General features: G+C 73.3%; 10 protein-coding genes. 9 read left to right on the top strand and 1 reads right to left on the bottom strand.

Translation table 11 applies throughout. The features are described from left to right. The first annotated feature begins 244 nt into the window (after positions 1-244). From ACFWHU_RS35880 to ACFWHU_RS35910, 7 genes are all read left to right on the top strand, one after another. Positions 245-1,459, top strand: a complete 1,215-nt coding sequence (locus tag ACFWHU_RS35880) for a glycosyltransferase family 4 protein (protein ID WP_387230295.1) — start codon at positions 245-247, stop codon at positions 1,457-1,459. Beyond that, on the top strand, positions 1,456-2,769 hold the full coding sequence (locus ACFWHU_RS35885) for a glycosyltransferase (protein WP_387230297.1): 1,314 nt from the start codon (positions 1,456-1,458) through the stop codon (positions 2,767-2,769). The genes ACFWHU_RS35880 and ACFWHU_RS35885 overlap by 4 nt, the downstream gene beginning before the upstream one ends. Further along, entirely contained in the window at positions 2,766-3,740 is a 975-nt protein-coding gene (locus tag ACFWHU_RS35890; RefSeq protein WP_387230299.1) for an SGNH/GDSL hydrolase family protein, read from the top strand. The genes ACFWHU_RS35885 and ACFWHU_RS35890 overlap by 4 nt, the downstream gene beginning before the upstream one ends. After that, positions 3,737-7,417, top strand: coding sequence for a hydantoinase B/oxoprolinase family protein (locus ACFWHU_RS35895; RefSeq protein ID WP_387230301.1), 3,681 nt, complete (start codon positions 3,737-3,739; stop codon positions 7,415-7,417). The genes ACFWHU_RS35890 and ACFWHU_RS35895 overlap by 4 nt, the downstream gene beginning before the upstream one ends. Before the next feature lie 118 nt (positions 7,418-7,535). Then, positions 7,536-9,080 (top strand): hypothetical protein, encoded by a 1,545-nt coding sequence (locus ACFWHU_RS35900; protein ID WP_387230303.1) that lies wholly within the window; start codon positions 7,536-7,538, stop codon positions 9,078-9,080. A gap of 70 nt (positions 9,081-9,150) precedes the next feature. Further along, on the top strand, positions 9,151-10,062 hold the full coding sequence (locus tag ACFWHU_RS35905; RefSeq protein ID WP_387230305.1) for a hypothetical protein: 912 nt from the start codon (positions 9,151-9,153) through the stop codon (positions 10,060-10,062). 80 nt (positions 10,063-10,142) lie between these two features. Then, positions 10,143-15,119, top strand: coding sequence for a hypothetical protein (locus tag ACFWHU_RS35910; RefSeq protein WP_387230307.1), 4,977 nt, complete (start codon positions 10,143-10,145; stop codon positions 15,117-15,119). A gap of 36 nt (positions 15,120-15,155) precedes the next feature. Here ACFWHU_RS35910 and ACFWHU_RS35915 read toward each other — a convergent pair whose 3' ends face one another. Continuing rightward, complete coding sequence (locus ACFWHU_RS35915) at positions 15,156-15,695, bottom strand: hypothetical protein (RefSeq protein WP_385802003.1); 540 nt, start codon at positions 15,693-15,695, stop codon at positions 15,156-15,158. Positions 15,696-16,164: 469 nt separating this feature from the next. Between ACFWHU_RS35915 and ACFWHU_RS35920 the strand changes: the two genes are divergently transcribed. Together ACFWHU_RS35920 and ACFWHU_RS35925 are read left to right on the top strand one after the other, a co-directional pair. Next, entirely contained in the window at positions 16,165-18,996 is a 2,832-nt protein-coding gene (locus ACFWHU_RS35920; protein ID WP_387230310.1) for a nitrate- and nitrite sensing domain-containing protein, read from the top strand. Further along, positions 18,993-19,439, top strand: a complete 447-nt coding sequence (locus ACFWHU_RS35925) for a roadblock/LC7 domain-containing protein (RefSeq protein ID WP_385802007.1) — start codon at positions 18,993-18,995, stop codon at positions 19,437-19,439. Before ACFWHU_RS35920 ends, ACFWHU_RS35925 begins: the two co-directional genes overlap by 4 nt. The last annotated feature ends 2 nt before the right edge of the window (positions 19,440-19,441 follow it).

Genomic DNA, 19,441 nt, shown 5'->3' on the forward strand with positions numbered 1-19,441 from the left:
AGACCGGGCGGGGGTCCACGCGAGCGTGCTTCCGGGCGTCGGCGGCTTCTACCGGGCGGGCATGGCCGTACGGACTCCAGCAGATGAACCGCCCGGCGCACTCCGGTTTTGATCAGGGGCGCGAACGGTTGCACAGCGGCCGAAGTTCCGCTCGGGCCCCGGAAACACCAATGCTCACGGGACGTTTCCCACGCGGAAAGATCCACGTTGGCGGGACCACCCTCGGTACGGCGACAACACGGGTATGCGTGTCGTCATCGTCACCGAATCCTTCCCGCCCGATGTGAACGGCGTGGCGCACTGCGCCCTCCAGACCGCCCGGCACCTCGTCGCCCGCGGCCATGACCCGCTCGTCATCGCACCGGCCTCGTCGTCCGCGGCATTCGCGGGCGCCGGGACCGCCTCCCTCTCCCTGTCCCCCTCCGGCTCCCTGTCCCCCTCCGGCTCCCCGTCCCTCTCCGCCTCTCCCCGCACCAACGACTCCGACGCACCGTGCCCCGTGGTGCGCGTCCCCTCCCTGCCCCTGCCCGGCTATCCCCAGGTACGCGTAGCCCTGCCCAGCCGTCGGGTCGCCGCGACCCTCGCGGCGCACGGGGCCGATCTCGTGCACCTCGCCGGGCCGTTCGTCCTCGGCGTACGCGGCATGGCGGCAGCCGCACGGCTGGGAATACCCGCCGTCGCCGTCTACCAGACCGACCTCGCCGGCTACGCCCGCACCTACATGGGCGCGGGCGAGGCGGCGGCCTGGCGGCGGCTGCGCGCCGTGCACAGCGCGGCGGACCGCACGCTCGCGCCGTCCAGCGCCGCCGTGAAGGACCTCGAAGAACACCGCGTCCCGCGCGTCAGGCTCTGGCCGCGCGGCGTGGACACCGTCAGGTTCCGGCCCGAGCTGCGCGACGAGGAACTACGCCGCTCCCTCGCGCCCAACGGCGAGCTGATCGTCGGATACGTCGGCCGGCTGGCGCCCGAGAAGCACGTCGAACTCCTCTCCGGAGTCTGCGAGCTGCCCGGCGTGCGGGTCGTGATCGTCGGGGACGGGCCGAGCGAGCATTCCCTGCGCGCGACGCTCCCGGGCGCCGTGTTCCTCGGCCGCCGGACCGGGGACGAACTGGCGCGGATCTTCGCCTCGTTCGACGTCTTCGCGCACACCGGGCCGTACGAAACGTTCTGCCAGACCGTCCAGGAGGCCATGGCCAGTGGCACACCCGTGGTCGCCCCGGCGGCGGGCGGACCGCTCGACCTCGTCGACCACGGCCGTACCGGGCTGCTGGTGCCGCCCCACGACGCGCGGGCCGTCGCCGACGCCGTCCGGAACCTCCAGGCCGCCCCGGAACTGCGAGCCTCCTACGGAAGCACGGCGCGGGCCACGGTCGAGGGCAGGACATGGGCCGTGGTGGGCGACCAACTGCTCGACCACTACGCCGAGGTACTCGGCGAGCGCACGGCCGTGGTCGCATGAGCGGCACGGACGCCGCCTCCCGCGGCATACGGATCGTGCGGCTGGCCAACTTCGTCACCCCGGCCTCCGGCGGCCTGCGGACCGCCCTCCAGGAGCTCGGTTCGGGCTACCTGGCCGCCGGGCACGAACCGGTCCTGATCGTCCCCGGCGAGCGTCCGAGCGACGAACGCACGTCACAGGGGCGGGTGATCACCCTGCCCGGAGCGGTGCTGCCGGGCACCGGCGGCTACCGGGTGCTGACCGACCGCCGACGCCTGAGCGCCCTGCTCGAAAGCCTCGCCCCCGACCGCCTGGAGGTCTCCGACCGCACCACCTTGCGGTGGACGGGGGAGTGGGCACGGCGCAACCGGATCCCCGCCGTCATGGTGTCCCACGAGACCGCCGACGGTGTGCTGCGCACGTGGGGCGTACCGGCCGTGGCGGCCGGACGCGCCGCCGACCGGCTCAACCGCCGCAGCGCGTGGTCGTATTCACGGATCGTGTGCACCACCGAGTGGGCCGAGCGCGAGTTCGTCCGGATCGGCGCGCGCAACGTGGTGCGCGCGCCGCTCGGTGTCGACCTGCTGCGCTGCCGGCCGGACCGGCGCCGCGAGGCGCTGCGCGCCAGGTACGCGCGCGGGGCCGATGTCCTGCTGCTGCTCTGCTCGCGGCTGTCCGTGGAGAAGCGCCCGGCCGCGGCGCTCGACGCCCTCGCCGCGCTGCGCGCCCAGGGAGTGAAGGCGGCGCTGGTGGTCGCCGGGGACGGCCCGCTGGCCGCCGCGCTGGCGCGCCGGGCGCGCGAACGGCGGCTGCCCGTGGTGTTCCTCGGGCACGTGGGCGACCGGGAGGAGCTGGCGGACCTCCAGGCCGCCGCGGACATCTGCCTGGCGCCCGGTCCGGCCGAGACGTTCGGCCTGTCCGCGCTGGAGGCACTCGCCTGCGGTACCCCGGTCGTCGCCAGCGCGTCGTCGGCCCTCCCGGAGATCCTGGGCGCGGCGGGCGGCACGGCGACGGACACACCGGGCGCGTACGCCGACGCCGTACGAGAACTCCTCGACCGCCCGGAGGCCGCCCGGCGGGCCGCCGCGCGGGCGCGGGCCGAACTCTTCGGGTGGGACCGCGCGGTGGCGGCCTTCCTGGCGGTCCACGAGGCATCCGCGAGCTCTGTCACGGAGGTGCCGGCGGCGCCCGCGACGCCCGTCAGGCTGCCGCCCGTCTCATCCGCCTCGCCCATGGTCGCGGCCTCGGCGACGGTGTCGCCGGAGCCGTCCGTGGGGCAGCCGTCCGTGGCCGTATCGCCGGCGCGTCCTCCCGGCGGGGGCGCGCGATGACCGTGTACGCGAACGCCGGGGCGCCGACCGAAGCCGCTCCCGCCGTGGAGACCTCCGTACCGAGGCCGCTGCGGTTCGCCGCGCTCGGCGACTCCCTCACCGCGGGTGTCGGGGACCGCGTCGAGGGCGGCTGGCGCGGCTGGGCGGTACTGCTCGCCGGGGCGCTCACCCCGGCGGGCGCGACGGCCTGCGCACCGCCGGGGTCCGCCGCCCCCGCCACCCGGGCCGAACCCGCCGCCCCCTTCCGCAACTTCGCCACCAGCGGCGCCCTGACCCGTGACGTCCGTGCGGAACAGACCCCCGCCGCCCTCGCCTTCGGCCCCGACATCGCCTCCGTGGTCGTCGGCGTCAACGACACCCTCCGCCGTGCGTTCGACATCGCCTCCGTCGCCCGCGACCTCGACGAGGTGTGCGCCGCCCTCACGGCGCGCGGCACCGTCCTGCTCACCGCCTGCCTCCCCGACCCCGGCATCATGCTCGGCCTGCCCGCGCCGCTCGCCAGACCCCTCGCGCGCAGACAGCGCGCGGTCAACACCCTCGTCCACGCGCTCTCCACGCGGTACGGCGCCGTCCATCTGCACGCCGCCGACCCGGCGTGGGTCGCCGATCGTTCCCTGTGGAGCCCCGACCGGCTGCACCCCGGCGAACGCGGCCACCGGATGATCGCCGCGCGGTTCCACGCGATGCTCACCGCGCGCGGTCTGACACTGGGCCCGCCACCGCCCCAGGAGCCCGAACGGCCGCCGCCCACCCGGACGGAGGCGCTGCTCTGGCTGGCCACGGCGGGCACCGGCTGGATGGTGCGCAGAAGCACCGATCTGCTGCCCGAACTGCTGTGGCTGGCGGGCGGCGAGATGCGCCACTGGGCGCGCGGCACCGCCACCCGTCTCGATCTGCGCGCCGAGCACGCGCTCTCCCGTGCGCTGACAGCCCTGCCGCCGACCCGTCCGCTTGCGAGAATGGGGGAATGACTGGGCGCTGGGAATTCTGGATCGACCGTGGCGGCACCTTCACCGACGTGGTGGGGCGGCGGCCCGACGGACGTCTCGTCACACGGAAGCTGCTCTCGCACAACCCGGAGCAGTACGACGACGCCGCGGTGGCCGGGATCCGGCTGCTGCTCGGCGTGGCACCGGACGATCCGGTGCCCGCCGACCGCGTCGACGTCGTCAAGATGGGCACCACCGTCGCCACCAACGCACTGCTGGAGCGCCGTGGTGAGCCGACCGTCCTCCTCGTGACCGAGGGCTTCGGCGACGCCCTGCGGATCGCCTACCAGAACCGGCCCCGTCTCTTCGACCGTCACATCGTGCTGCCGGAGGCGGTCTACGAGCGCGTCATCGAGGTGCCCGAACGCGTCGACGCGCACGGTGCCACCGTTCGGCCGCTGGACACGGCAGCCGTCGCCGAGCGGCTGCGGGAGGCGTACGACGACGGCTTCCGCAGCGCCGCCGTCGTCCTCGTGCACGGCTACCGCCACCCCGATCACGAGATCGCCGTCGCCGAAGCGGCCCGCGCGGCGGGCTTCACCCAGGTCAGCTCCTCCCACGAGGTCAGCCCGCTGATCAAACTGGTACCGCGCGGCGACACCACCGTCGTGGACGCCTATCTCTCCCCGATCCTGCGGCGCTACGTCGACGAGATCGCCTCCGAACTCCGCGACATCCGGCTGATGTTCATGCAGTCCAACGGAGGGCTGCGCGAGGCGGCGCACTTCCGTGGGAAGGACGCCGTGCTGTCCGGACCGGCCGGCGGTGTCGTCGGCATGGCCCGTACCTCCGGACAGGCGGGCCACGACCGCGTCGTCGGCTTCGACATGGGCGGCACGTCGACCGATGTCTCGCACTACGCGGGCGAGTTCGAGCGCGAACTGGGCACACAGGTCGCCGGGGTCCGGATGCGGGCTCCGATGATGAACATCCACACCGTGGCGGCCGGCGGCGGCTCCGTGCTCCACTTCGACGGCCAGCGCTACCGCGTCGGCCCCGACTCCGCCGGCGCCGTGCCCGGCCCCGCCTGCTACCGCCGGGGCGGCCCGCTCACCGTCACCGACGCCAACGTGATGCTCGGCCGGGTGCAGCCGGACCACTTCCCCGCCGTGTTCGGACCGGACGGCGACCAGCCGCTGGACGCCGACGTGGTGCGTGAGCGCTTCACCGCGCTCGCCCGCGAGGTCGAGAAGGCCACCGGCGTACGGCGCGAACCGGCCGAAGTCGCCGCCGGCTTCCTGGAGATCGCCGTGCTGAACATGGCCAACGCCGTCAAGAAGATCTCCGTGCAGCGCGGCCACGACATCACCCGCTACGCCCTCACCAGCTTCGGCGGCGCGGGCGGCCAGCACGCGTGCGCCGTCGCGGACGCGCTCGGCGTCGACACGGTGATCGTGCCCCCGCTCGCCGGGGTCCTCTCCGCGTACGGCATCGGGCTCGCCGACGCCACCGCCATGCGGGAGCAGTCGGTGGAGGCCGAACTCGGCGACGGCGCCCCGGAAGACGGCGGTGCCGACGGCGACGGTGACGGTGATCGCGGTGACGGTGACGGCGGCACGATCGGCCGGGTGCGCGAACTGTGCGCCGCCCTCGCCGAGCGCACCCGCGCCGAACTGCGCGCCGACTCCGTCCCGGACGCCGCGATCACCACCCACGCGCGCGTGCTGCTCCGGTACGCCGGAACGGACGCGAGCCTCGCGGTGCCCCTCGGCGGCGCCGCCGAGATGAAGACGGCCTTCGAGAAGGAACACCGCTCGCGCTACGCCTTCACCATGGACAAGCCCCTGGTGGTGGAGGCCGTGTCGGTCGAAGCCGTCGGGAAGGCCGCGTCGCACGGCACGTACGCGGCCGAGTCGACCTCCGTGGAAGGCGACGACGGGTCCGTACGGCCCGCGAAGGTACGGATGTTCGTCGACGGCACCGAGCGCGACTGTCCGCTCCTGCGGCGCGGAGACCTGCGGCCCACCGACACCGTGGCGGGCCCCGCGATGATCGCCGAGGACGACGCGACGACCGTGGTGGACGCGGGCTGGCAGGCGGCGGTCGGCGACCTCGGGCATCTGCTCCTGACCCGGGTACGCCCCCGCCCCACCAGGGTCGCTGCGGGCACCGACGTGGACCCCGTACTGCTCGAAGTCTTCAACAACCTCTTCATGGCCATCGCCGAGCAGATGGGCGTACGGCTGGAGAACACCGCCCACTCCGTCAACATCAAGGAACGGCTCGACTTCTCCTGCGCCCTCTTCGACGCCGACGGCAACCTGATCGCCAACGCGCCGCACATCCCCGTCCACCTCGGTTCCATGGGCGAGTCCATCAAGGAGGTGCTGAAGCGCGACGAGGGCTCGATCCGCCCCGGCGACGTGTACGCGGTCAACGACCCCTACCACGGAGGCACCCATCTGCCCGATGTGACGGTGGTGACGCCCGTCTTCGACGAACAGGGCGAACGGCTGCGCTTCCTGGTCGCCTCGCGCGGCCACCACGCCGAGATCGGCGGCATCACGCCCGGTTCGATGCCCGCCTTCAGCCGGACCATCCACGAGGAGGGCGTGCTCTTTGACAACTGGCTCCTCGTACGCGACGGCAGGCTCCGCGAGGCCGAGACCCGCGAACTGCTCGCCACCGCGCCGTACCCCTCCCGCGACCCGGACACCAACCTCGCCGACCTGCGCGCCCAGATCGCCGCCAACGAGAAGGGCATCGCCGAACTGCGCCGTATGACCGAGCAGTTCGGCCACGACGTCGTCGACGCCTACATGGGGCACGTACGGCGCAACGCGGAGGAGTCCGTACGCCGCATCATCGCCGGGCTGAGCGACGGGACGTACCGCTACGAGACCGACAACGGCGCGGTCATCGAGGTCGCCGTGCGCGTCGACCGCGAGGCCCGCGGCGCGGTCGTGGACTTCACCGGCACCTCGCCTCAGCAGGAGGGCAACTTCAACGCGCCCAAATCCGTGGTGATGGCGGCCGTCCTGTACGTCTTCCGGACACTGGTCGCCGACGACATCCCGCTCAACAGCGGCTGTCTGGCGCCGCTGGACGTGCGGGTGCCGGACGGCTCGATGCTTTCGCCGGCCTTCCCGGCGGCGACGGTGGCGGGCAACGTGGAGACCTCGCAGGCCGTGACAGGGGCGCTGTACGCGGCGCTCGGCGTCCAGGCCGAGGGCTCGGGCACGATGAACAACCTCACGTTCGGCAACGAACGGGTCCAGTACTACGAAACGGTGGCCAGTGGATCGGGCGCGGGGGAGGGCTTCGACGGCGCCGACGCCGTCCAGACCCATATGACCAACTCCCGCCTCACCGACCCCGAAGTGCTCGAATGGCGCTACCCGGTGCGGGTCGACGGATTCGCCGTCCGGGACGGCAGCGGCGGCCGTGGCCGCTGGACCGGCGGGAACGGAGTCGTACGCCGCATCCGCTTCCTGGAACCCATGACGGTGACGCTGCTGACCGGGCACCGCACCGTGCCGCCGTACGGAATGGCGGGCGGCGGGACCGGCGAACTGGGCGGCAACGAGGTGGAACTGGCCGACGGGACGCGTACGGCGCTGAAGGGGGTCGACTCGGTCGACGTGGCCGTGGACGATGTGCTGGTGCTGCGCACCCCGGGCGGCGGGGGATACGGAACGCCACCGTCGCCACCGCGCTGAACTCGCCCGGCACGGCGGGCCGGTGGGCGGGCGGCGCTCTGCCCGCCCACCCGCGGAGGCCGCTGGGGCTTCTGCGTCGTTTCGACCGTTGTCGGTCCGAGGACCTAATCTGTTCAGCGTGACTTCGCCTGCCTCGACGGACCCCGTTCCGCCCCAGCTCAGCGCGGGGCCGCGGCTCGCCCAGGGCCCGGCCGCCGACGAAGGGCTGGCGCGGCGGCTGCGCGCGCTCGCGTGCACCGCGCCGCTGCACGACCTCGACACCCGCAAGGCCAATCTGGCGGGCGAGTACTCCGTCTACGCGATGGCGGAGGTCGCGCTCTCGGCGATCGACCTCGTGACGCTCAACATGGACTTCGACACCGGCGCGGACCACGAGCAGATAGTGGCCAGACTCCTGCCGCGCGTCGCTGCCCAGGCACCGCACCGCCCGGTCACCGAGCACGAGCGGGTCGCCCGCTGGGTGCTGGAGAACCTGATCAACGTCGGCAGCGTCGACCGCGGATTCCGCGCCGTGTACGGCACGTTCGGCGCCGACGGCGTCTACACCCGCCGCGACTACGACTTCAAACTGATCGAGGAAGTCCCCGGCCACGGCGGCAGCGTCTATCTGCGCACCACCGACGAAGCGGTGAACGTGCTGGTGGGCGCGTTGGACACGGACGTCACCAGCGCGCAGATCGCCGCCGAGGTCAAACTGGAAGTACTGATCAACAGGGGGCGGCTCGCCGACGCCCAACTCGCCGCCGAGCAGGCCCGGTACCGCACCGTGCAGTACGCGGAAACGCTGCGCAGAACCCTGGAGGCGACCCGGCGCAACGTCCGCGCGGTCGACTGGCTCAACGCCGTGCCCGACATGATCGACGAGGCACTCGACCATGTCGCCGACCGCTACCGCCACGAGAACGCCATCCTCAACAACATCCGCAAGTCACGTGACGAGGCGGAGACCGGCGCCGACCCGAAGACGGCCGAGCACAAGCGGCGCGCCGCCGAACTGGTCGACATCGTCAAGGACTGCATCCGCAGACACACCCAGCTCCAGTCCCGGCTGCTGGAGGCCGGCCCGCTGTTCCGCGCCGAGCAGGACCGCCAGGCGTTCGCCGGACCCACCACGCGGACCGGGCTCGATCTGTACGGCCAACTCGTCGCCCCGCTCCTCCCGCTGCCGGTCGACCGGGCGAGCCGGGTCACCGACGCGTTCTTCGCCCGCGGCACCGGCCTGCGCACGCCCGCCTCCGTGCGGGTGGGCGACCTCGTGGATCTGCTGCTCACCCCTCCCGTGGAGCGCGAACACCTCGGCGCGGAGATGCCCGAACCCGATCTGATCGCGACACCCGACGACAGCCGTTTCAGCGAGGAGCAGCTGGCGAGCGCGATGGAGCTGCTCGACCTGGAGCACGACGCGCCACGCAGGCTCTCGGGCCTGCTCGCCGAGGCCCGCCGCCGCGATCCCGACCTGCCCTATCTGGTCGCGCTGCTCGCCGTCCACGCGGCCAGTCCGCCGGTCGGTACGGCCTACCGGCAGGGCGAGGAGCGGCTGTTGTTCGCCGTGGACGACGGAACGCCCCTCGACGACCCGGAGTTCGGCGGGGCCGATCTCATAGTGGGCATGGCTCTCCTCGACGCCGCGGGCATGACCGCCGACCGTACGGAGGCGGCATGACGCCCACCGTGACCGCCAGCAAAACCCGAATCACCCTCAACAGAACGACCCTCAGCAAGGAGCAGCGGCCGTGAGCGACCACCAGGCAGAGCACGCCGCCGCGTGGAGCGAGCCGGGCAGCACGGAGACGGCCCGCGCGTCCGCCCCCGCGCAGGGCGGCGGCGTCACCCCCGCCGACGCGGCCGACGCCGCCCGCCTCGTGTCCTTCGGGCTCCAGCCCAAACTGCTGCCCGCGCGCGACGCCGAATACGCCGACCTGCTGCGCCGCTACCGCGACGAGCCGGCCTTCGCGCGGCTGTCCGACGCGGTCGCCACCGGCCTCGGACTCGTCGTCCTCGAAGTCTCGACCCGCGCGGGGATGGCCGTGACGGCGGGCGAGGACTCCGTGTTCGCCGTCCGCATGGGCGACTACGCCCGCCGCGCCTCCACCGACTCCGCCGATCGATTCCTGCACGGCCTCGCCCATCTCGCCGTCGCCGCCATGGCATTCCCCCGCCCCGAGGACCTCGCCGACGACGGCTACATCGGCCGGATCACCGTCAACGGCGTCGACGCCTTCGTACGGCAGGCCTGCCGCAGACTGGAGGAACAGGCAGAGGAACAGGGCGAGAACACCGACCCCGAGACGGACGCCCCCGGCCTCGAATCGGCCTGGCGCATCTACGCGCGCCGCAGCGCGACCGGCGCCACCAAGGACGCGCGCCGCCTCGCGGGCTCCACCACCGGCATCATCGGCAAGGCCATGGCCTTCCTCACCGACTCCGGGTTCCTGCACCGCACCGGCGACGACGCCGGGGGCGCGTACCGCACCACGGCCCGCTACCAACTCCAGGTCCGCGACATGGCAGGCAGCGCCGCCATGGCCGAACTGCTCGCCCTGGGCGTCGTACCGGTCACCGACGGATCGGCCACGCTGCTCCCCCCACCCGACCCGGACGACCTCGACCTGGTCGCCGACGCCGGACTGCCGTTCCACTCCTGAGCGGCCCGCAGCCCCCGCCCCCACCCAGCCCCCACTCGCCGGTCTTCATCCGGTCCTGACCACGACGAGAGTCCGCCGCCATGTACGAGCTGTCCCGGGTCCGCCTCTACTCCATCGGGCCTGCCGGTGCGCGCTACGCCGACACCGTGCTCGACCTGCGCGGAGTCGGCGAGCCGGTGCCCCACCCCGCCCCCACCCAGGCGGAGTTCTTCGAGGACGAGCCGGTCGGCCCGCCGCGCCGCCCGGCCCCCGCCGGTGTGCTCTTCCTGGAGAACGGCGGCGGCAAGTCCGTACTGCTCAAGCTGATCTTCTCGGTGATGCTGCCCGGCCACCGCAACACCCTCGGCGGTGCCAGCTCCGGCGTGCTGCGCAAGTTCCTGCTCGCCGACGACTGCGGCCATGTCGCCCTGGAATGGCAGCACACCCTCACCGGTGAGCTGGTCGTGGTCGGCAAGGCCAGCGAATGGCGCGGCCGTCAGGTGTCCAACGACCCGCGCAAGTTCGCCGAGGCCTGGTACTCCTTCCGGCCGGGCCCCGGGCTCAGCCTCGACTCGCTGCCGGTCGCCGAGTCGACCGCCGTCCGGCGGCCCGTGGAAGGTGTCTCCGGCGCGCGGGGCCGGCGCCGCACCATGAAGGGGTTCCGGGACGCCATCACCGAGGCGGGCAAGGCGTATCCGCACCTCGACGTGTACTGGGAGGAGATCCACGACCGCTGGATCGAGCATCTCGGAGATCTGGGTCTCGACCCCGAACTCTTCCGCTACCAGCGGGAGATGAACGCGGACGAGGGCGAGGCCGCCGGTCTCTTCGCGGTGAAGAAGGACTCCGACTTCACCGATCTGCTGCTGCGCGCCGTCACCGACACCCGCGACACGGACGGGCTCGCCGACCTTGTCGGCGGCTTCGGCAACAAACTGGGCCGCCGCGCCGAGCTGACCGCCGAGCGGGACTTCACGGCGGGCTCGGTCGATCTGCTCGGCCGCATCGTCGACGCCGCCGACTCCCGGTCCCGGGCCCGCGACATCCACGCCGGCGCCGAGCGCCGCACCCGCACGCTCGCGCGCAGGCTCACCGCCCGCGCCGGAGTCGAGCGGGACCGCGTGGGCGACCTCGCCCAGCAGGTCACCGCCGCGGCCCACACCGTCACCGAGGCGGACGGAGCCCGCGGCCGCAGCGCGCTCATCGCCGCCGAACTGGCCTACCGGCACGCCTCCCTGGCCCTCACCGTCGCCGAGAAGGCCGCCGCGGCCCAGCGGCGGGAGCTGAGCGACGCCCGTACGCTCCACTCCGCCTGGCAGGCCGCAGAGAACGTCCTGCGGCACCGCGCCGCCGCCGACCGCTCGGCGCGCGTCGCCGTCGCGATCCGCGAGGCCGAACGCGACGCGGCGCCCGCCCTGGCCGCCCGCGCAACCGCCGCCGCCGACCTCGTCCGCGCCCTGCACTCCGCCGCCGCCGACGGCGAGAGCCTGGCCAACGAGGAGGAGGAGCGCTCCGCCGCACTCCAGGAGGTCGGCGAGGCCGCGCACCGCGACGCGACAGCCGCAGCCACCGAGGCGCAGCGCGCCCGCAGCGAGACCGGTCATCTGCGCCAGCGGCTCACCGAGGTCGAGCAGGAGACCGCCGAGGCGGTACGGGCCGGCTGGCTCGACGACACGGCCCCCGACGCCGACCCCGCACGCGCCGCGCTCGCCGCGAGCGACGCGGAGAAGTCCGCGGTCGCCGCCTGGGACACGGCCAGGGACGCCGCGCGCGCGGCGACGGACCGGGCCAGGGACGCGGCGGCGGCCGAGTCCCGCGCCGAACTGTCCGCGGCCCGCGCCGTCGACGCCGCCCGCGCCGCCGAGCACGAGTACGAGGCGGAGCGCCGTACCGCCGAGTCCATCGCCGAGGAGGAACGCCTCACCGAACTGCTCGGCCTGCCCGGCGCCCCCGCACGAGCGGGCGTCCCGGAGCCGCGCAGCGCCGCCCAGGGCGGCCCGGACGGCGCGAGCGGTCCCTCGGCGGGCGCGGGGACCGGCACGGCCTCGGAGCCGGGCTCAGGAGCCTCGGGAGGCCCTGGAGGCTCCGGAGGTACGAAGCGCCGCGACGGCACCGGCACCGGAACCGCCGTCGGGCAGCCGTCCCGAACCGACGGCGCGGACCCGCACGCCACCGGCCCGCAAGCCACCGGCCCGCGCGGCGCCACAGCGCCGCACCCCACCGGTCAGGGCCCCCTCACCGCCGAGGAGTTGGACCGGTACGCCGACGAACTGCGCGAACTCCTCGACCAGGGCGTCGTCGCCGCCGAGCGCCAGCTGTTCGACCTGCGTACGGCCGCCGCCGACGACTCCCGCATCCTCGGCGCACTCGGCGACGGCGGACTGCTGCCGCCGGGCCCCGACGTGCTGGCCACCGTCGAATACCTCGGCGAACACGGCATCCCCGCACTCCCCGGCTGGCGCTACCTCGCCCAGGCCGTCGACCCCGCCGACCACGCCGCCGTCCTCGCCGCCCGGCCCGAGCTGGTCGACGGCGTCGTCATCACCGAACCCGCCTCGCACGCGAGGTCCCGCGAAGTCCTCTCCGGCGCCGCCCTCCTGCCGCGCTCGGCCGTCGCCGTGGGCACGGCCGCGGCGCTGCTCGCCCCGGTACCGAGCCCCGGCCCGCACGGTGCGGCGGCCGGCGGTGAGGACACCGGCGTCTTCCTCGTCCCGCCCAACCCCGCGATGCACGACGAACACGCCGCCGACGCCGAACGCCAGTCCCTGCGTACCAAGGCGACCGCACGCGACGAGGAGATCCGCACCCTGTCCGCCCGGCTCTCCGCCGACCGGGCCATCGCCGCGCGCCTCGGCTCCTGGCGGTCCACCTGCGCCCCCGGCAGGCTCGCCGAACTCGCCGAGACCGCACACGCGGCCGACGAGGTGGCGCGGGCGGCAGGGGCCGAACTCGCCGAGGCCCGCACGGTCCGGACCGAGGCGGACGAAGCCGCCGCCGACACCGCCCGGGTGCGCGACGAACGCCAGGAGGCCGCCCAGCGCGCCCGCCGCGTCGCCGACGCACTCGCGGGCCTCGCCTTCCGGCTGCGTGAACGGGCCGGCTGGCAGGTCAAGCTCCGCGCCCTGGCCGACGACGCCGCCGAGGCCGAAGCCCGCGCCACCGCCTGCCTCGACCGGGCCCGCGCCGCCGACGAGGACCGCCGCGCCGCCCAGCGCGCCGCCGACGACGCCCGCCGTACGGCCCGTGCCCTGCGGGCCGAACGCGCCGAGATCGCCGGCGCCCCCGAGAACCTGCCCGAGCCCGACGGGGACGCGCCGCGCACCGCCCTCCCCGCGCTGCGCGAGGCGTACCGCGCCGCCTCGCAGCTGTACGAGAAGGTCGGCGTCGGCGCCGACCTGCGCGCCGAACAGGCCCACGCCGAGAGCGACGAAGGCGCGGCCCTCGCCGAACTGGACCGGCTCAGCAACAAGGTCCGCACCCGCGCCGCCCAGCTCCTGGGGAGCACGGACGGCGCCGACGGGCCGTCCCGGCAGGCCGCGGCGGCCCGCGCCGAATCCCTCGTCCAGATGCTGGAGTCACGCGCGTCGGCCGCCAGCGAGCAGCTGGGCCGGCTGCGCGGCGAGGCCGAGCGCCTCGCACCCGCCGAGGGCGAGGCGCACACGGACCTGCCCGAGAGCCAGGCCCCCGCCGACGTGGAACAGGCACAGGCCCTGCTGCGCACCGCCACCAACGAACTCGCCACCCGCACCGACGCGTTGGACACCGCCCGCGCCGCGCACAGCGAGCTGCTGCACGCCCACCGCACCGCCGAGGACGCGACAGGCGGCTTCGACGACACCGCGGCCCTCCTCGGCGACCTGCTCAGGGGCTCGGCCCACGAGGACAACGACGAGACACCCGACGAACCGGAGCCGTACCCCGGGACGATCGAAGAGGCCCGGAACGCCGCCGCCGAGACCCGGCGTTCGCTGCGCGGCTGCGCCACGGACCTGGCCGCCGCCGAGGCCGCCGTCCGGGAAGCGAGCGACGTTCTCGTACGGCACGCCAACTCCACCCGCTACGAGCAGGTACGCACCCCGGCCCGCCAGCAGATCCGTGAACTGCCTGCGGCGGCGCTGCCGGACCACGCCGCGAAGTGGGCCGGCGCCTTCGCGCCCCGACTGCGCGTGCTCACCGACGAACTGGAGCAGTTGGAACGCAACCGCGACTCCATCGTCGACCGGCTGCGCGGACTGGTGGAATCGGCGCTCACGACCCTGCGCTCCGCGCAGCGGCTCTCCCGGCTTCCCGAAGGCCTGGGGGAGTGGTCCGGCCAGGAATTCCTCCGCATCCGCTTCGAAGAACCCGACCAGGCGACCCTCACCGAACGGCTCGGCGAGGTCGTCGACGAGGCCACCCGCGCCGCCCTGAAGAAGAACTCCGACCTCCGCCGGGACGGGATGTCCCTGCTGCTGCGCGGGGTCCAGGCGGCTCTCCAGCCCAAGGGCATCGCCGTCGAGATCCTCAAGCCGGACGCCGTGCTGCGCGCGGAGCGCGTCCCGGTCGGACAGATGGGCGACGTCTTCTCCGGCGGCCAGTTGCTCACCGCCGCGATCGCCCTCTACTGCACGATGGCCGCGCTCCGCAGCAACGACCGGGGCCGGGACAAGCACCGGCACGCCGGCACGCTCTTCCTGGACAATCCGATCGGCCGCGCCAACGCCACGTACCTGCTGGAGCTCCAGCGCGCCGTCTCGGACGCCCTCGGTGTCCAACTCCTCTACACGACCGGCCTCTTCGACACGACGGCACTGGCCGAATTCCCTCTGGTGATCCGCCTGCGCAACGACGCGGACCTGCGGGCCGGCCTGAAATACATCAGCGTCGAGGAGCATCTGCGACCGGGACTTCCCCAACAGGACCCGGACGGCGAGACGGTGCACGGCGAGATCACGGCGACGCGCATGTTCAAACGCTCCCAGACCGCGGCGGCTGCCCCCATGACGGGGGCAACCGCCGCGACGCCGGCCGCCGAGGGGCCGGCAACCGACGGAGAGCCGGCCGCCGAAGCGCCGGCCGGCCCCCCACAGGCTCAATAGACATTCGTCCCCGAACGGCCGCCGGGGCGCGGGATTTCAGGCCTCGGAGAGCCTGCCGGCGCCCCGGCGTCGTATCCGCGCGCCGTCACGCTCCGCCGCCCGCGCCATGCGCCTGGCCCGGCGGCGCTCCCGGCGCAATTGCCGCGCCGTGCTGCTCGGCACCGACACCACGCCGTTGCGCTGGTTCCACACCTGACGCGTCACCCACACGTCCAGCACCCCCCACGTCGCCACCACCGTGCTCGCCACGCTGCTGAGCACCATGGGGAAGGCCAGCCACGAGCCCGCGAGCGTGGAGAAGAACGCCACCATCGCCTGCATCAGCGTCAGCGACGCGATGATCACGGCGCGCACCGCCGCCGTCCGCACCGGGTCGGGCATCCGGCGTCGTATCGCGGGCTCCTCCACCCAGAGCCGCCGCGAGAGGCCCGTACCTCGCGGGGCGGGCAGCTCGACCTCGACCTCCGCGGGCGCCCGCGTGGCGGCGTCCCCGTCCCCGCTTCCGCGTCCCGCCGTACGTGCCTGTGCCTTCTTGCCTGCCTTCGTCGCTGTTTCCGTGTCCGACTTCGTATTCATGGACCGTAACTCCCCACCACTGTCCGACATCAGGGTGACTGCCCGGCGCCGGCCGCTTCACGCGAACCATGGCACCCAATGTGTGGCGGACAGCGCAAACAGCGCCCACCGCCCGCCCCGTCCCTCGCCCCGAATTCCCTACCCTGAGCCGGTACTTCCGTACGTCAGTACCCATACACATAGACGACCGACAGATCAGGAAGATTCCCGCGGGCGTACAGTTCCGGCCATCGAGAAGATTGCGAAAAGTGACGCCCCGCCAGGTACTGTGCGCCACAGCGGCGAAAGTCATCTCCATGAATACCGGGACAACTCGTGCTCAACTCGCCTGGGTGGGGCTGAAAATCGCCCGGACATGTCTTCGAGTTGCCGGTGTGGCAGTAGTAGGCTCGCGCCGTTTGTTGACGAGGTTGTCGATTCTGACGAAGACGGCTTCCACATCGGGTGGAAGGTCGAGCTGGGGGAGACCATGCGCTTTCGCGGGAAGTCCATCCGCCGGAAGATCGTGGCGTTGCTCCTTGTGCCGCTCGTCTCCCTCACGGCCCTGTGGGCATTCGCCACCACACTCACCGGCCGCGAGGCCAACCAGCTCCTCGACGTCGCCTACATCATCGACAAGGTCGGCGACCCGGTGGAGAACACGGTTCGGGTGATCCAGCAGGAACGCCGCCAGACCCTCATCTACCTCGCCGACCCCCGCAACTCCGACTCGCTCGCCGAGCTGCGCCGACAGCGCGCGGCCACCGACCGGGCCGTCACCAAGATCAAGGCGAACGCCGAGAACCCGTCGGTCCGCGACGAGATGAGCGACACCACCTCGGCACGGCTGACCTCGCTCACCGACGCGCTCGACGGCCTCGGCGCGCTGCGCCGCTCCGTCGAGAAGAGCACCGTCACCCGGGGCCAGGCGCTCGACTTCTACAACAGGCTCGTCGACCCCTGCCACAACTTCCTGTCGACGCTGCACGCCCTGGAGGACGTGGAGCTGGACAAGCAGGCCCGCGCCCTGGTCGGCGTGGACCGCGCCCAGGAGATGCTCTCCCGTCAGGACGCGCTGGTCGTCTCCGCGCTCATCACACGCCGCACCACCTCGGACGAGATCCGGCTGATCTCCGACCTGGTCGCCAACCGCACCCTGCTCTACGAGATCAACCTCGACGTCCTGCCCGCCGCGGAGCGCGAGATCTTCGAGCAGTACTGGGGCGGCCCCGGCACCCAGCCGCTCCGCGAGGCGGAGGAACAGCTCATCACCGCCGGTCCCGGCAAGGACCCGGCGTCGGTGGACGCCGCACGCTGGCAGGAAATGACCAACCCGGTGCTCGAAAGCCTCGCCCGCGAGGGCGAGGCGGCCGACGAGCGCTACCAGGACCGGGTCGAACCGGCCGGGTTCAACGTCCTCGTACTGGCCGGAATCGCCGGCGTCCTCGGCTTCCTCGCGCTGCTGGTCTCCCTGATCGTCTCCGTACGCGTCGGCCGCAGCCTCATCCGCGACCTGTCCGGCCTCCGTAAGGAGGCCCACGAGGTGTCCGGCGTCCGACTGCCGAGCGTCATGCGGCGCCTCGCGGCGGGCGAGCAGGTCGACGTCGAGACGGAAGCCCCGCGACTGGACTACGAGCGCGACGAGCTGGGCCAGGTCGGCCAGGCACTCAACACGCTCCAGCGCGCCGCCGTCGAAGCGGCCGTGAAGCAGGCCGAGTTGCGACACGGCGTCTCCGAGGTGTTCGTCAACCTCGCCCGCCGCAACCAGGTCCTGCTCCACCGCCAGCTCACGCTCCTGGACACCATGGAGCGCCGCACCGAGGACACGGACGAACTCGCCGACCTGTTCCGCCTCGACCACCTGACCACCCGCATGCGACGCCACGCCGAGGGCCTGGTGATCCTCTCCGGCGCCGCGCCGTCCCGCCAGTGGCGCAAGCCCGTCCAGCTCATGGACGTCGTACGGGCCGCGGTCGCCGAGGTCGAGGACTACGAGCGCGTCGAGGTGCGCAGGCTGCCGCGGATCGGTGTCGGCGGCCCCGCCGTCGCCGACCTCACCCACCTCGTCGCCGAACTTCTGGAGAACGCGACGGTGTTCTCGCCCCCGCACACGGCGGTACAGGTCCACGGCGAACGCGTCGCCAACGGCTTCACACTGGAGATCCACGACCGCGGCCTCGGGATGAACTCCGACGACCTCCTCGACGCGAATCTGCGGCTCGCGGAGACACCCGAGTTCGAACTCTCCGACACCGACCGCCTCGGCCTCTTCGTCGTCAGCCGGCTCGCGCAGCGGCAGAACGTCCGGGTGTCCCTCCAGCCGTCTCCGTACGGAGGCACCACCGCGATCGTGTTCCTGCCGGCCGCGCTGCTCACCGAGGCGCCCGAGACGCAGGGCACCGGATTCAGGCTCGACCGGCAGAACCTCATGGCCGAGAACGGCCGTGGGCGCGCCGACGGCAGGCTCGCCTCGCTGTCGCAGGTTCCCACCGGACTCACCGGAACCCGCTCCGTGCTCGACGGGCCCATCGAGCTCGAACCGCCGCTCACCGGCCGGGAATTCGAGGAACGGCCCCCGGGCGCCGACAGCGTCGACGCGGTCAGCGACCTCGGTGACCTCGGCAGCGCCGATCTGGACGACACGGAGAGCGAGCGCGGCGGAGTCTTCCGCGCCCGTGAACACCTGCGGGACACCGGCCGCGGCAGCCGCGGGCGCGATGCGGGCCTGCCGCGTGAACCGCGCGGACCCGGCGTCGCGGACCTCCACGAGCAGCACCGCCAGGCAGCGGACCACGACGGCCCGCAGGGCCGCGCGGGCCGCGACGACGCCGACGCGCTCGGTTTCCCGGAGCAGCTTCCCCGCCGCAGCCGCAAGACCCCGAAGCTGGTCGCCGACCACGGGCGGCGCCTGGACGAGCGGGGCGGCGCCCACCCGGCGACCGAGCCCTCACCGGCCGAACCCACACCGCCCGCTCCCGCCTCACGCCTTGTGACGCCCACACCCGAGGGAGCCGCCGCCGTGACACCCGACGAGAACGGCTCTCCCGCCCCGCTCGGCGGCCTTCCCCGGCGCGTCCGCCAGGCGAGCCTCGCGCCCCAGCTGAAGGACGCCGTACGCGAGGACGTCGAGGCGCCGCCGGCCGAGGCGACGGAGCGGGACTACGAGCGGGACGCGGTCGAGGTCCGCAACCGTATGGCTTCCCTTCAACGGGGCTGGCAGCGTGGCCGTCAGCAGAACAACGCCGAAGACACCGATGGCACCGAGGACATCAACGGCCCCGGCGACACCACAGGAACGACACCGGAGGGGGACGGTCGATGACCGCACCGAAAGCCGCATCATCCGATTCCACACGCCGCGGATCCGTTCCGGGCGACCTCAACTGGCTCCTGGACGAGCTGGTGGAACGGGTCGGCAGCATCCGTAAGGCGATCGTCCTCTCCGGGGACGGTCTCGCCACGGGAACGTCCAAGGATCTCACCCGCGAGGACGGCGAGCATCTCGCCGCCGTCGCCTCCGGCTTCCACAGCCTGGCCAAGGGCGTCGGCAGGCACTTCGAGGCGGGCAAGGTCCGCCAGACCGTCGTCGAACTCGACGACGCCTTCCTCTTCGTGACGGCGGCGGGCGACGGCAGTTGCCTCGCCGTACTCTCCGACTCCGACTCCGACGTCGGCCAGGTGGCCTACGAGATGACGCTCATGGTCAAGCGCGTCGGCGTCCACCTCGGTGCCGCACCACGCGCCGGACAGCCCGCCGCAGGGTAGTT

This window comes from Streptomyces sp. NPDC060366, assembly GCF_042725135.1.
Lineage (GTDB): Bacteria > Actinomycetota > Actinomycetes > Streptomycetales > Streptomycetaceae > Streptomyces.

Bases quoted from the DNA above. Each gene is read 5' to 3' on its own strand.
- ACFWHU_RS35880 (WP_387230295.1), top strand. From the start codon at position 245: ATGCGTGTCGTCATCGTCACCGAATCCTTCCCGCCCGATGTGAACGGC.
- ACFWHU_RS35885 (WP_387230297.1), top strand. From the start codon at position 1,456: ATGAGCGGCACGGACGCCGCCTCCCGCGGCATACGGATCGTGCGGCTG.
- ACFWHU_RS35890 (WP_387230299.1), top strand. From the start codon at position 2,766: ATGACCGTGTACGCGAACGCCGGGGCGCCGACCGAAGCCGCTCCCGCC.
- ACFWHU_RS35895 (WP_387230301.1), top strand. From the start codon at position 3,737: ATGACTGGGCGCTGGGAATTCTGGATCGACCGTGGCGGCACCTTCACC.
- ACFWHU_RS35910 (WP_387230307.1), top strand. From the start codon at position 10,143: ATGTACGAGCTGTCCCGGGTCCGCCTCTACTCCATCGGGCCTGCCGGT.
- ACFWHU_RS35915 (WP_385802003.1), bottom strand. From the start codon at position 15,695: ATGAATACGAAGTCGGACACGGAAACAGCGACGAAGGCAGGCAAGAAG.
- ACFWHU_RS35920 (WP_387230310.1), top strand. From the start codon at position 16,165: ATGCGCTTTCGCGGGAAGTCCATCCGCCGGAAGATCGTGGCGTTGCTC.
- ACFWHU_RS35925 (WP_385802007.1), top strand. From the start codon at position 18,993: ATGACCGCACCGAAAGCCGCATCATCCGATTCCACACGCCGCGGATCC.